Origin of the sequence: Streptomyces sp. NPDC006332 (assembly GCF_040612855.1) — a bacterium.
Lineage (GTDB): Bacteria > Actinomycetota > Actinomycetes > Streptomycetales > Streptomycetaceae > Streptomyces.
The window spans coordinates 88,267-102,432 of sequence record NZ_JBEXRA010000019.1 but is presented as its reverse complement, the minus strand read 5'-3'; the positions used below and the strand labels follow the sequence as shown (position 1 = coordinate 102,432).

The following is a 14,166-nucleotide window of genomic DNA, read 5'->3' as shown; positions in this document are numbered from 1 at the left end:
TTCACCGCGAGAAACCGGGGCCTGCCGCGTGTCATCGCGGTGGGCCCCTACGCGTGCGTAGCGTCGCTCTCTGTGGGAAGTGACAGGCCGTCGCCCCTTACGCACCGGCCGGTCGCGCCTTACCCTGTCTCTGCTCGATGGTTACTCGCGAGTTAAACAACGGCTCGCGGGTGAGAACAGCCGCAAGCCCAGCCGCAAAGACCCAAGCCGCAATGACCCCAGCCGCACTGAGCCAGCCGCGCTGTCGCGGGCCCCGGAGGATGTCGTGAGCGACACACAGACCCTGATCGAGAACCGACCGCCGAGCGTGGCGAACCTCTTCCTGGAGCGGGTGGCGGCCACCCCGGACGCCGAGGCGTACCGCTACCCGGTACCCCCTGCCTCCGGTGAGGGCCCGGACGACTGGAAGTCGCTGAGCTGGGCGCAGGCCGCCGAGCGGGTCTACGCGGTCGCGGCCGGCCTGATCGAGCTGGGCGTACAGCCCGAGCAGCGCGTGGCGCTCGCCTCCTCCACCCGGGTCGAGTGGATCCTGGTCGACCTCGGCATCATGTGCGCCGGGGCCGCCACCACGACCGTCTACCCGCAGACCAACGCCGACGAGTCCGCGTTCATCCTGTCCGACTCCGACAGCAGGGTGCTGATCGCGGAGAACGCCGCCCAGCTCGCCAAGGCGGTCGAGAAGCGGGCCGAACTGCCCGACCTCACCCACGTGGTCGTCATCGACCCCGCAGGAGTCGAGACCGCCGACTGGATCCTCACCCTCGACGAGCTGGAGAAGCGCGGAGCCGCCCGGCTGGAGAAGGACCCCGACCTGATCAAGGAGCGGGTCGGCGCGATCACCAAGGACCAGCTCGCCACCCTCATCTACACCTCCGGCACCACCGGCCGCCCCAAGGGGGTGCGCCTGCCGCACGACAACTGGGCGTACATGGCGAAGGCGACCGCCGCGACCGGGCTGATCAGCGCCGAGGACGTGCAGTACCTGTGGCTGCCGCTCGCGCACGTCTTCGGCAAGGTGCTGACCTCCGGGCAGATCGAGGTCGGGCACGTCACCGCCGTCGACGGCCGGGTCGACAAGATCATCGAGAATCTGCCGGTCGTCGAGCCGACGTACATGGCGGCCGTGCCGCGCATCTTCGAGAAGGTCTACAACGGGATCGCCGCGAAGGCCCGGGCGGGCGGCGGCGCCAAGTACAAGATCTTCCAGTGGGCCTCCGAGGTCGCCCGCGAGTACGCCAAGGCCGCGCAGGACAACTTCCGGCGCACCGGATCGCCGTCCGTTCCCTTCGGACTCGGAGCCAAGCACAAGGTCGCCGACGCACTCGTCTTCGCGAAGATCCGAGAGGCGTTCGGCGGGAACCTGCGGGCGTGTGTGTCCGGCAGCGCCGCCCTGGCGCCCGAGATCGGCTACTTCTTCGCCGGCGCGGGCATCCACATCCTGGAGGGCTACGGGCTCACCGAGTCCTCCGCGGCCTCCTTCGTGAACCCCGGCGAGGCATACCGCACCGGCACGGTCGGCAAGCCGCTGCCCGGCACGGAGGTGCGGATCGCCGACGACGGCGAGATCCTGCTGCGCGGGCCGGGCATCATGGAGGGCTACCACGGGCTGCCCGAGAAGACCGCCGAAGTGCTGGAGTCGGACGGCTGGTTCCACACCGGGGACATCGGCGAGCTGTCGCCCGACGGGTATCTGAAGATCACCGACCGCAAGAAGGACCTCATCAAGACGTCCGGCGGGAAGTACATCGCGCCCGCGGAGGTCGAGGGGCAGTTCAAGGCGGTGTGCCCGTACGTGTCCAACATCCTGGTGCACGGGGCCGACCGGAACTTCTGCACGGCGCTCATCGCGCTGGACGAGGTCTCGATCCTCGACTGGGCGAAGGAGAACGGGCTGGAGGGCAAGTCGTACGCGGACGTGGTCGCCGCGCCGGCGACGGTCTCGATGGTCGAGGGATACGTGAAGGAGCTCAACGCGGGGCTTCAGCGGTGGCAGACGATCAAGAAGTTCCGGCTGCTGCCCAGGGATCTCGACGTGGAGCACGGTGAGATCACGCCGAGCCTGAAGCTGAAGCGTCCGGTTGTCGAGCGGGAGTACAAGCACCTGATCGACGAGATGTACGCGGGGTCGCGGGAGGCGTAGGGCGTGGCGGGGGCTGTTCGGCGGCTGACGGTCCGTTGTGGCTTGTCGCACAGTTCCCCGCGCCCCTTAGAAGCAGGTCACTCGTCCGTGGGCGGGACCGCGGTCTGCTCGGCGTCGGCGGGCCGCGGCTCGTCCACGCTCTCGGGGTCCAGGAGCGCGCACACGACGGTCAGCAACTGGTCGACGTCCACCGGCTTCGGCACGTAGTCGTTGGCGCCCCGGGCGATGGACTGCTCGCGGTCTCCCGGCATCACCTTCGCGGTGAGCGCGACGATGGGCAGGCCCGCCCAGCGCGAGGAGCGGCGGATGGCGGCGATGGTCTCGTAGCCGTCCATCTCCGGCATCATGATGTCCATCAGGACGAGTTCGACGTCCGGGTTGCGCTCCAGCGTCTCGATGCCCTCGCGGCCGTTCTCCGCGTAGAGGACCGGCATGCCGACCCGGCCCAGGACATGGGTGAGGGCGAAGACGTTGCGGATGTCGTCGTCCACGATCAGCACCCGGCGCCCGGGCAGGACCTGGCCGGCCCGCCCCCACTTCCACGCCTCCAGCTTGGTGGGCGCGGGCCAGGAGTCGTCCGGGTCGTCGTCGGCGGCGTAGGGCTCGGTCGGCAGTTCCTCCGGCCCCAGCGGCGTACGGTCCTCCGGGACCGGGCCGGTCGCCGGGTGGCCGGGGCTGACGACCGGGACGTACAGCGTGAAGGTGGACCCCTTTCCGGGGTCGCTCTCGGCGACGATACGGCCGCCGAGCAGGCCCGCGATCTCGCGGCTGATGGACAGCCCGAGGCCGGTGCCCCCGTACTTGCGGTTGGTCGTCCCGTCGGCCTGCGCGAACGCCTCGAAGATCACCGGGAGTTTCTCGGCGGCGATGCCGATACCGGTGTCGGACACCGCGAAGGCGATCACCTCGTCGCTGCCCTGGACTCCCCCGCTCTCGACTTCCCTCGAGGGCGACCCCCATCGGTGTTCGGGGTCCTTCACCCGGTTCACCCGCAGCTCGACCCGGCCCGTCGCGGTGAACTTGATCGCGTTGGAGAGCAGGTTGCGCAGGATCTGCTGGAGACGCTGCTCGTCGGAGTACATCTCGCGCGGTACGTCCTCGCCGACCGCCACCTCGAAGGCGAGCCCCCGGTCGATGGTGAGCGGCCGGAAGGTCGCGTGGACGTAGTCCAGCAGCTTGATGAGCGGGAGCCGCTTGGGGCGTACGTCCATCCGGCCCGCCTCGATCTTCGAGAGGTCGAGGATGTCGTTGATCAGCTGGAGCAGGTCCGAGCCCGAGCGGTGGATCGTCGTCGCGAACTGCACTTCCTGGTCGGAGAGATGGCCGTCCGGATTGTCGGAGAGCAGCCGGGCCAGGATCAGCAGCGAGTTCAGGGGGGTGCGCAGCTCGTGCGACATGTTCGCCAGGAACTCCGACTTGTACTGGGAGGACGTGGCCAGCAGGGCCGCCTTCTCCTCCAGTTCGGCGTTCGAGCGGCGCAACTCCGCCTGCTGCATCTGCAGTTCGTCCGAGCGCTCCTGGAGCTGCATGGCCAGCCGCTGGGACTCACCGAGCAGGGACTCGGTACGGGAGTTGGCGATGATCGTGTTGATGGCGACGCCGATGGTGTTCACGAACTGGTCGAAGAACGCCAGGTGCACATCGGAGAAGCGGGAGAAGGAGGCCAGCTCGATCACGCCGAGCAGTTTGTCCTCGAAGAGGATCGGGATGATGACCACGCTCGTCGGGGCGGCTTCCCCGAGCCCGCTGTTGATCTTGATGTAGTCCGGCGGGGCCTCCTCCACCAGGATCCGTTTCTTCTCCCGGGCGGCCTGCCTGACCAGGCCGTGCACGGGGAGTCCGCCGGTCTCCACGGTGGCCTCCTGGGCGGCCCCGTACCCGGCGATGAACGCCAGCCCCTTCGCGGGCACGGTGGTGCGCAGCGAGGTGCCGTCCTCGTCCGGGTCGGCCAGGAAGAACGCCCCGTACTGGGCGTTCACCAGCGGGGTCAGTTCACGCAGGATCAGGTCGGCGACCTCCATCAGGTCCCGGTGCCCCTGCATCAGCGCGGCCAGGCGGGCCAGGTTCGACTCGAGCCAGTCCTTCGCCCGGGTCGTCTCGCGGAGGTTGGCCACCATCAGGTTGATGTTGTCCTTGAGTTCGGTGACCTCGCCCTGCGTCTCCACGGTGATGGAGCGCGACATGTCGCCCTGGGCCACCGCGGAGGCCACCTCGGCGATCGCGCGGACCTGGGTGGTGAGGTTCAGCGCGAGTTCGTTCACGTTGGTCGTGAGGCGCTTCCAGGTGCCGTAGACGCCCTCCACCCGGGCCTGTCCGCCGAGTTGGCCCTCGGAGCCGACCTCGCGGGCGACGCGGGTGACCTCGGAGGAGAAGGAGGACAGGGTGTCGACCATCGTGTTGATGGTGGTCTTCAGCTCCAGGATCTCGCCGCGGGCGTCCACGTCGATCTTCTTCGACAGGTCGCCCTGCGCGACGGCGGTCGCCACCTGGGCGATGTTGCGGACCTGCGACGTCAGGTTGTCCGCCATGTAGTTGACGTTGTCGGTCAGGTCCCGCCAGACGCCCGAGACGCCCAGTACCTGGGCGCGACCGCCGAGCCGGCCGTCGGTGCCGACCTCGCGGGCCACCCGGGTGACCTCGTCGGCGAAGGCCCGCAGCTGCTCCACCATCGTGTTGACGGTGTCCTTCAGTTCGAGGATCTCGCCGCGGGCGTCGACGGTGATCTTCTTGGACAGGTCGCCGTTGGCGACGGCGGTGGTGACCTGGGCGATGTTGCGGACCTGCGAAGTGAGGTTCACCGCCATGAAGTTGACGTTGTCGGTGAGGTCCTTCCAGACGCCGGACACACCTCTTACCTGGGCCTGACCGCCGAGGTTGCCCTCGGTGCCGACCTCGCGGGCGACGCGGTTGACCTCGTCGGCGAAGGCGGAGAGCTGGTCGACCATCGTGTTGATGGTGGTCTTCAGCTCCAGGATCTCGCCCTTGGCCTCCACCGTGATCTTCTTGCCGAGGTCGCCCTGCGCGACGGCGGTCGACACCAGGGCGATGTTGCGGACCTGGGAGGTCAGGTTGTCGGCCATGAAGTTGACGTTGTCGGTGAGGTCCTTCCAGACGCCGGAGACGCCTCTTACCTGGGCCCGGCCGCCGAGGTTGCCCTCGGTGCCGACCTCGCGGGCGACGCGGTTGACCTCGTCGGCGAAGGCGGAGAGCTGGTCGACCATCGTGTTGATCGTCGACTTCAGCTCCAGGATCTCGCCCTGCGCGTCGACAGTGATCTTCTGGCTCAGGTCGCCGTTGGCGACGGCGGTGGTGACCTGGGCGATGTTGCGGACCTGGGACGTCAGGTTCGACGCCATGAAGTTGACGTTGTCGGTGAGGTCCTTCCACACCCCGGACACGCCCCGGACCTGGGCCCGGCCGCCCAGCTGACCCTCGGTGCCGACCTCGCGGGCGACGCGGGTGACCTCGTCGGCGAAGGCGGAGAGCTGGTCGACCATCGTGTTCACGGTCAGCTTCAGTTCGAGCAGCTCACCCGTCGCCTCGACGGTGACCGTGCGGGTCAGGTCGCCACGGGCGACCGCCGTGGTCACCAGCGCGATGTCGCGGACCTGGGCCGTCAGCCGGGACGCCATCGTGTTGACCGCCTCGGTCACGTCCCGCCAACTGCCGGACAGACCCGTCACCTTGGCCCGGCCGCCGAGCCGTCCCTCGGTGCCTACCTCGCGGGCGACCCGGGTCACCTCGCCGGTGAACAGGGAGAGCTGGTCCACCATCTTGTTCACGGCCTGACCCAGCCGGCGCATATCACCGCGTAACTGCCGACTGCCGTCGTGCAGATCGACCCGCTGGGTCAGGTCGCCGCCGGCCACCGCGTCCAGTACCCGGGCCGCGTTCGCCGCCGGCGCCACCAGGGCGTCGAGCACCTGGTTGACGTCGTTGACCCGGGAGGTCCAGGAACCCTGGCCCGGGCTCGCGCCGAGCCGTTCGTCGAGTCGGCCGTGCCGGACCACCTCCCGTTTCACGCGCTGCACTTCGGTGTTGAAGTGGGTGCTGCGGTCCATGATCTGGTTGAAGATGGCGGTCAGCTCGGCCACCGGGCCGGGACCCGACTCCGGCACCTTGGCGAAGTCCCCGTCCCGGGCCGCGGTCATCGCGGCGAGCAGTGGGCGCAGATCCGATGCTCGAATCCGGCCATCTTCGTGGCCGTCTTCGAGCACACGCGTAGCACTGTTCTCACTCATGGCGGCACTGTTCTCACTCATGGCGGCCCACTTCGGTAACTCGGCGCTTATGGGCGTGGTCAGTCTGTCACTCTGTCCGCATCGACTGAGGTGTATTCGTCCGAACCGTTCGGGGAGCTGCCCATGGGGGCCATTCCGACGCACCGGGAGACCGTTTCCCGCGCCTCTGACGCGCCCGTGCCCGCGGGCGCGTACCCGAGTGCCGAGGAACCTCGGCACGCCGTAGCGCCCCCACGCGGGCGCCTCGACGCGCCCCCGCGCGCCGAGGCACAACCGGCCACCGTCGCGCCCCCGCGCGCCGAGGCACAACCGGCCACCGACTCCACTCCGGCCACCGACTCCACTCCGGCAATGGACGCGTGTCCGGCCACCGGCTGCGCACCCGCACGCGCCGGGACGCCGGAGACACACGCCACCCTGCCCGGCAGTCCGCTCGCCCCGGGTGCCGCCCGCGCGCTGTTACGCGCCGCGCTCACCGAATGGGGCGAGCGTGAGCTGCCGGGTACCGAGCACCTCAGCGACCGGCTGGCCGGTGACGCGGTGGTGGTCGTCAGCGAACTCGTCACCAACGCCGTGGTGCACGCCGGCACCGACGTCGAGGTGAGCTGCCGGCTGGAAGCCGAGACGGGCGCCCTCGTCGTCGAGGTCCTGGACCGCCACCCCTCGCGCGCCCCACGGGACGCCGAACCGTCGTACGAGACACCGGAGCACGGCCGCGGGCTGCGGCTGGTCGCCGCGCTCGCCGAGTCCTGGGGCGTCACCTACCGCACGGGCGCCAAGACGGTGTGGGCGCGGCTGCCCGCGCACGCCGCCCCGTCCGCCGAGGAGAGCGCTCCGCACGCGGGGGAGCGCGGGCTGCGGGTCGCCGGGATACTCGCCCCCGAGCCGCAGCGCACCGAGCGGGAACGGGACTGGCTGGGCCGGGGCGCCCTGTCCTTCCTCGCCGAGGCCTCCGACCTGCTCGCCGGGCAGCTCGACGAGAACCTGGTGGCCGCGCTTGCCGGGCAGCTGATCGTGCCGCGGCTGGCCGACTGGTGCGCGGTGTGGCTGGAGGACGAGGTCACCGCCCGGGCCGGCTGGACGGCCGACGGGACCGCGGGCGCCGGGCCGCAGCTGGCCCGGGTGTGGCACGGCAGCGAGAACCGGATCGAGGAGCTCCGGCAGGCACTGGAGAAGGAACCGCCGCAACCGCCCGACCCGGCCCGCTCCGGACCCGTGCCCTTCCCCTGGCCGGCCCAGGCCCTCGGCCCGGACGGTTCCGCGCTCGCCTACCGCCTGACCGTGGGCGGCCGTCCGCTGGGTACCCTGGCCATCGGCCGGGCCGGACTGCTGAGCTTTCCCGACGAGATCACCGGGCTCGTCGAGGACCTCAGCCGCCGCGTCGCCCTGGCCGTCTGCGCGGCCCGCCAGTACGCCCGGCAGGCCACCATCAGCGCCGTGCTGCAGCGCGGCCTGCTGCCCGGCTCGGTCGCCGAGATACCGGGGATGCGCAGCGCCCTGGTGTACGAGCCGTGCGACAAGGGCGGGCCCAGCGGCGACTTCTACGACCTCTTCCCGGCCGGCGACGGACGCTGGTGCTTCGCCGTCGGGGACGTCCAGGGCAAGGGGCCCGAAGCCGCCGTGGTCATCGGCCTCGCGCGGCCCTGGCTACGGCTGCTGGCCCGGGAGGGCTACCGGGTGGCCGACGTCCTCGACCGGCTCAACCAGCTGCTCCTGGACGACGCGACGGAGGCCGCGGACGCGGCGGCCCGCGCGCTGGCCTCGGCGGGCGGCCGGCCGCCCGGTCCCGGCGACGGCCCGCAGACCCGGTTCCTGTCCCTGCTCTACGGCGAGCTGGCCCCGTTCCGGGGCGGAGTGCGCTGCACCCTCGCCTCCGCCGGACATCCGCTGCCGCTGCTGCTCGGCGCGGGTGGCGAGGTCCGTACGGCCGCACGTCCGCAGACGCTGCTCGGGGTCATCGAGGACGCCACGTACACCAGCGAGACCTTCGAGCTGCGGTCCGGAGACAGCCTGCTGTGCGTGACGGACGGGGTGACCGAGCGGCGCAGCGGCTCACGCCAGTTCGACGACGAGGACGGGCTGGCTCAGGCGCTGGCCGGATGCACGGGGCTGGACGCGGAGCAGATCGCGGAGCGCATCAAGCGGCTGGTCCACGAGTTCGGACCGCGTCCGCCGGAGGACGACCTGGCGTTGCTGGTCCTGCAGGCGGAGTAGGGGCCGTGCCGGTCTGGAAGAGGGGGGTGGGTGCTCCCGCCGGTGTGCGGGACAGAGGCAGGGGGCGGGCATTCCTGGCGGTGCGGGACAGAGGCGGGGTGTGGGTGCTCCCGGCGGTGCGGGACAATGGGGGACATGCCTTCCGCACTCCCCGACGGCGAGCCCGTGCCCGACGACGGCGCCCTGCCCGCGTCCGCGCTCGCCGGGGCGGCCGACCGTCCCCTCGGGTTCTACCTGCACGTCCCGTACTGCGCGACCCGCTGCGGCTACTGCGACTTCAACACCTACACGGCGACCGAACTGCGCGGCACCGGCGGCGTCCTCGCCTCCCGCGACAACTACGCGGACACCTTGACCGACGAGATCCGGCTCGCCCGCAAGGTCCTCGGCGACGACCCGCGCGAGGTCCGCACGGTCTTCGTCGGCGGTGGTACGCCCACGCTGCTGGCCGCGGACGACCTGGTGCGGATGCTGGGAGCGATCCGCGACGAGTTCGGCCTCGCGGCCGACGCGGAGATCACCACGGAGGCGAACCCGGAGTCGGTCGACCCGAGCTATCTGGCCACGCTCCGGGAAGGCGGCTTCAACCGGATCTCCTTCGGTATGCAGAGCGCGCGCCAGCACGTGCTGAAGGTCCTGGACCGCACGCACACGCCGGGCCGCCCGGAGGCCTGCGTCGCCGAGGCCCGTGCGGCCGGCTTCGAGCATGTGAACCTCGACCTGATCTACGGCACCCCGGGCGAGTCCGACGACGACTGGCGAGCCTCCCTGGCGGCGGCCCTCGGCGCCGGACCCGACCACGTCTCGGCGTACGCGCTGATCGTCGAGGAGGGCACCCAGCTCGCGCGCCGGATCCGCCGGGGCGAGGTCCCGATGACCGACGACGACGTCCACGCCGACCGCTATCTGATCGCGGAGGAGACCCTGTCGGCGGCGGGCTTCGACTGGTACGAGGTGTCCAACTGGGCCACGTCGGAGGCGGGCCGCTGCCGCCACAACGAGCTGTACTGGCGCGGCGCCGACTGGTGGGGCGCGGGGCCGGGCGCGCACAGCCATGTGGGCGGGGTGCGCTGGTGGAACGTCAAGCACCCGGGGGCGTACGCGGGGGCGTTGGCGGCGGGGCGGTCGCCGGGGGCCGGGCGCGAGCTGCTGTCCGAGGAGGACCGGCGGGTGGAGCGGGTTCTGCTGGAGTTGCGGCTGGTGGAGGGGGTGCCGCTGGATCTGCTGCGCGAGGCGGGGCTTGCGGCGGCGCGCCGGGCGGTGGGGGACGGGCTTCTGCAGGAGGGGGCGTATGCGGCGGGGCGGGCGGTGCTGACGTTGCGGGGGCGGTTGTTGGCGGATGCGGTGGTGCGGGATCTGGTGGACTGAGGTCGGGCTCTCCCCGGGGGGAGGGGGAGGGGGAGGGCGGAGGGCAGGGCGGGGTTTTCTCGCCCCCGCCGCCCCTACCCGTCCCGTCCCTGGGGGCTGCCGCCCCCTGGCCCCTGCTTCGGCCCTGAAGGGGCCTCGTCCTCAAACGCCGGACGGGCTGAATGCTCAGCCCGCACCCGGTGCCGTGACGAAGTCGATCAGTTCCTCCACTCGCCCCAGCAGTTCCGGTTCCAGGTCCCGGTAGGAACCCACCCGTTTCAGGATCGCCTGCCACACCGCGCCCGTGTTCTCCGGCCAGCCCAGCGCCCGGCAGACCCCGGTCTTCCAGTCCTGCCCGCGCGGTACGCGGGGCCAGGCGGCGATCCCCAGGGACGACGGCTTCACCGCCTCCCAGATGTCGATGTACGGGTGGCCCACCACCAGGGCGTGCTCGCTGGTGACCGCCTGGGCGATGCGCCACTCCTTGGTGCCGGGGACCAGATGGTCCACCAGGATGCCCAGGCGGGCGTCGGGGCCGGGTGCGAAGTCCGCCACGATGGACGGGAGGTCGTCCACGCCCTCCAGGTATTCGACGACCACGCCCTCGACGCGCAGGTCGTCGCCCCACACCTTCTCGACCAGCTCGGCGTCGTGCCGGCCCTCGACGTAGATGCGCCCGGCGCGGGCCACGCGGGCGCGTGCGCCGGGGACGGCGACCGAACCGGACGCGGTACGGGAGGCACGTACCGGAGCCTGCCCGGTCGGTCGGACCAGGGTGACCGGCCGGCCCTCCAGGAGGAAGCCCCGGGGCTCCATCGGGAAGACCCGGTGCTTGCCGAAGCGGTCCTCCAGGGTGACCGTGCCCGCCTCGCAGCGGATCACCGCACCGCAGAAACCCGACCCCGGTTCCTCGACCACCAGGCCGGGCTCCGCCGGGACCTCCGGTGCGGGCTGGGGCTTCTTCCACGGCGGGGTCAGGTCCGGAGAGTACTGGCGCATTCGGATGACGATAGGAGAAGACCGGGCCGTCCGGCCGTACGGGTCACCGCGACACGCCGAAGCGCTCCGCCAGCGCGTCCCGCTGTGCCCGTACGAACCCCGCGTCCACGACCGCTCCGTGACCGGGCACGTACCGAGCGTCCTCGCCGCCCAGCTCCAGCATCCGGTCCAGCGCGGCCGGCCAGCGCGACGGTACGGCGTCCGGGCCCGCCATGGGCTCGCCGGACTCCTCGACCAGGTCGCCGCAGAAGACCACCTCGGGCGAGCCCGGCACCAGGACCACGAGGTCGTGGGCGCTGTGGCCGGGCCCCACGTTCGCCAGCAGGACCTGCCGGCCGCCCCCCAGATCGAGGGTCCACTCGCCGGAGACCCGGTGCCGCGGCACCACCAGGGCGTCGACCGCCTCGTCCGCCAGGGCCTCCGCCAGACCGTTGCGCACCCCGTCCGTCCGCAGCTCCTCCCGCGCGACCCGCCCGTCGAGCACCGTGTCGATGCCCACCGCGCCGAACACCTCCGCCCCCGCGAACGCCGCGGTGCCGAATACGTGATCGAAGTGGGGGTGGGTGAGCGCGAGATGGGTCACACGATGACCGGCGAGCTCCTCCGCCGCCGCCCGCAGCCGCGCACCCTCCTGGAGGCTCGACCCGGCGTCGATCACGAGGGCCCGGCCCTCGCCGACGACCAGCCCCACCGTGCAGTCCCAGCCGGGCAGCCGACACCGCCCGACCCCGGCCGAAACCCGCTCCCATCCCAGCTCTTCCCAAGTCACCCTCATACCGCGACGCTAACCGGAGCGGCGCGCCGGGGCACGGCCTCGTGGGACCGGCCTTGCCCGGGGCGTACCCCACGGCCGTACACTGGGCCGGGGACGCTGGCACTCGGATATGACGAGTGCCAGGCCGGGAACCCAGGGGACTGGGGGACGACTTCTGGAGGTGGGCGCGGATGCTGAGTGAACGCAGGCTCCAGGTGCTGCGCGCCATCGTCCAGGACTACGTCGGTACCGAGGAGCCCGTCGGGTCCAAGGCGCTCACCGAGCGGCACAACCTCGGCGTCTCCCCGGCGACGGTCCGCAACGACATGGCCGCCCTGGAGGACGAGGGGTTCATCGCCCAGCCGCACACCAGCGCCGGGCGGATCCCCACCGACAAGGGGTACCGGCTGTTCGTCGACAAACTGGCCGGCGTCAAGCCGATGACCGGGCCGGAGCGGCGTGCCATCCAGAACTTCCTCGACGGCGCCGTCGACCTCGACGACGTCGTGGCGCGGACAGTGCGGCTGCTCGCGCAGCTGACCCGGCAGGTCGCCGTCGTGCAGTACCCCTCGCTGACCCGTTCGACCGTGCGCCACGTCGAGCTGCTGTCACTCGCCCCCGCGCGGGTGATGCTCGTGCTGATCACGGACACCGGGCGGGTCGAACAGCGGATGGTCGACTGCCCGGCGCCGTTCGGCGAGAGCCCGCTCGCGGATCTGCGGGCGCGGCTCAACAGCCGGATCGCCGGCCGTCGTTTCACCGACGTCCCGCAGCTGGTGGAAGACCTGCCGGAGGCCTTCGACATCGAGGACCGCGGCACGGTCACGACGGTGCTCTCCACCCTCCTGGAGACGCTCGTCGAGGAGAACGAGGAGCGGCTGATGATCGGCGGCACCGCCAATCTGACCCGCTTCGGGCATGACTTTCCCCTCACGATCCGTCCCGTCCTGGAGGCGCTGGAGGAGCAGGTCGTGCTTCTCAAGTTGCTTGGCGAGGCGGGGGATTCGGGCATGACCGTACGGATCGGTCATGAGAACGCCTATGAGGGACTCAACTCTACTTCTGTGGTCTCGGTCGGTTACGGTTCGGGCGGCGAGGCAGTCGCCAAGCTCGGCGTGGTCGGACCGACCCGCATGGATTACCCGGGAACGATGGGAGCGGTACGCGCAGTGGCACGGTACGTCGGACAGATCCTGGCGGAGTCGTAAGTGGCCACGGACTACTACGCCGTTCTAGGCGTGCGCCGCGACGCGTCGCAGGACGAGATCAAGAAGGCCTTCCGGCGGCTCGCACGCGAGCTGCACCCGGACGTCAACCCCGATCCGAAGACCCAGGAGCGGTTCAAGGAGATCAACGCCGCCTACGAGGTGCTGTCGGACCCGCAGAAGAAGCAGGTCTACGACCTCGGCGGCGACCCGCTCTCGCAGGCGGGCGGCGGCGGTGCGGGCGGTTTCGGAGCCGGCGGCTTCGGCAACTTCTCGGACATCATGGACGCGTTCTTCGGCACGGCGTCGCAGCGCGGCCCGCGCTCGCGGACCCGGCGTGGCCAGGACGCGATGATCCGGCTCGAGATCGAGCTGGACGAGGCCGCCTTCGGCACCACGAAGGACATCCAGGTCGACACGGCGATCGTCTGCACCACCTGCAGTGGTGAGGGCGCGGCGCCGGGCACCACCGCGCAGACGTGTGACATGTGCCGCGGCCGCGGTGAGGTGTCGCAGGTGACGCGGTCCTTCCTCGGCCAGGTCATGACCTCGCGGCCCTGCCCGCAGTGTCAGGGCTTCGGCACGGTCGTCCCGACGCCGTGCCCGGAGTGCGCCGGTGACGGCCGGGTCCGCTCCCGCCGCACGCTGACGGTCAAGATTCCCGCCGGTGTCGACAACGGCACCCGGATCCAGCTCGCGGGCGAGGGCGAGGTCGGGCCCGGCGGTGGTCCCGCCGGTGACCTGTACGTCGAGATCCACGAGCTGCCGCACTCGCAGTTCCAGCGCCGGGGAGACGACCTGCACTGCACGGTCACCCTCCCGATGACCGCGGCCTCCCTGGGCACCAAGGTCCCGCTGGAGACGCTGGACGGTCTGGAGGAGGTCGACATCCGGCCCGGCACCCAGTCCGGCCAGTCGATCCCGCTGCACGCCCGCGGTGTCACGCACCTGCGTGGCGGCGGACGCGGCGACCTCATCGTGCACGTCGAGGTGCAGACCCCGTCCAAGCTCGACCCCGAACAGGAACGGCTGCTGCGCGAGCTCGCCAAGCTGAGGGGCGAGGAGCGGCCGCAGGGGCAGTTCCAGCCGGGGCAGCAGGGGTTGTTCTCCCGGCTGAAGGACGCGTTCAACGGTCGCTGAGCCTGCCCGGCGGCGGGCCCCGAGGGCACCTCTGAGGGGCCCTCGGGGCACCGCTCAGAGGACTTGCCACCCGGAGACACCAGCGGCCCGTGCCGGGCGGAAGGCCGGATTCGGACTTGTTCGAGG

8 protein-coding genes are annotated in these 14,166 nt (G+C 71.2%); 5 read left to right on the top strand and 3 right to left on the bottom strand.

All coding sequences use genetic code 11. The annotated features are described in order from the left end of the window. Positions 1 to 265 precede the first annotated feature (265 nt). Positions 266 to 2,140, top strand: a complete 1,875-nt coding sequence (locus ABZ027_RS19180; protein WP_356769738.1) for an AMP-binding protein — start codon at positions 266 to 268, stop codon at positions 2,138 to 2,140. A 77-nt stretch (positions 2,141 to 2,217) separates the two neighbouring features. Here the strand turns inward: ABZ027_RS19180 and ABZ027_RS19175 are convergent, their stop codons facing one another. Next, positions 2,218 to 6,381, bottom strand: coding sequence for a HAMP domain-containing protein (locus tag ABZ027_RS19175; RefSeq protein ID WP_356769736.1), 4,164 nt, complete (start codon positions 6,379 to 6,381; stop codon positions 2,218 to 2,220). Positions 6,382 to 6,732: 351 nt separating this feature from the next. Here ABZ027_RS19175 and ABZ027_RS19170 point away from each other — a divergent pair, with 351 nt between their 5' ends. Then, complete coding sequence (locus ABZ027_RS19170) at positions 6,733 to 8,595, top strand: ATP-binding SpoIIE family protein phosphatase (protein ID WP_356769816.1); 1,863 nt, start codon at positions 6,733 to 6,735, stop codon at positions 8,593 to 8,595. 135 nt (positions 8,596 to 8,730) lie between these two features. Next, the gene (hemW, locus tag ABZ027_RS19165) at positions 8,731 to 9,963 is read left to right on the top strand and encodes a radical SAM family heme chaperone HemW (protein ID WP_356769734.1); all 1,233 of its coding nucleotides are present in this window, start codon (positions 8,731 to 8,733) and stop codon (positions 9,961 to 9,963) included. Positions 9,964 to 10,128: 165 nt separating this feature from the next. Here the strand turns inward: hemW and ABZ027_RS19160 are convergent, their stop codons facing one another. Both ABZ027_RS19160 and ABZ027_RS19155 read right to left on the bottom strand, forming a co-directional pair. Continuing rightward, positions 10,129 to 10,941, bottom strand: coding sequence for a DUF3097 domain-containing protein (locus ABZ027_RS19160; RefSeq protein ID WP_356769732.1), 813 nt, complete (start codon positions 10,939 to 10,941; stop codon positions 10,129 to 10,131). A 43-nt stretch (positions 10,942 to 10,984) separates the two neighbouring features. Then, positions 10,985 to 11,716, bottom strand: coding sequence for an MBL fold metallo-hydrolase (locus ABZ027_RS19155; protein WP_356769730.1), 732 nt, complete (start codon positions 11,714 to 11,716; stop codon positions 10,985 to 10,987). Between the two features lie 170 nt (positions 11,717 to 11,886). Between ABZ027_RS19155 and hrcA the strand changes: the two genes are divergently transcribed. Both hrcA and dnaJ read left to right on the top strand, forming a co-directional pair. Then, positions 11,887 to 12,903 (top strand): heat-inducible transcriptional repressor HrcA, encoded by a 1,017-nt coding sequence (hrcA, locus tag ABZ027_RS19150; protein WP_356769728.1) that lies wholly within the window; start codon positions 11,887 to 11,889, stop codon positions 12,901 to 12,903. Continuing rightward, entirely contained in the window at positions 12,904 to 14,040 is a 1,137-nt protein-coding gene (gene dnaJ / locus ABZ027_RS19145; RefSeq protein WP_356769726.1) for a molecular chaperone DnaJ, read from the top strand. Positions 14,041 to 14,166: the final 126 nt, after the last annotated feature.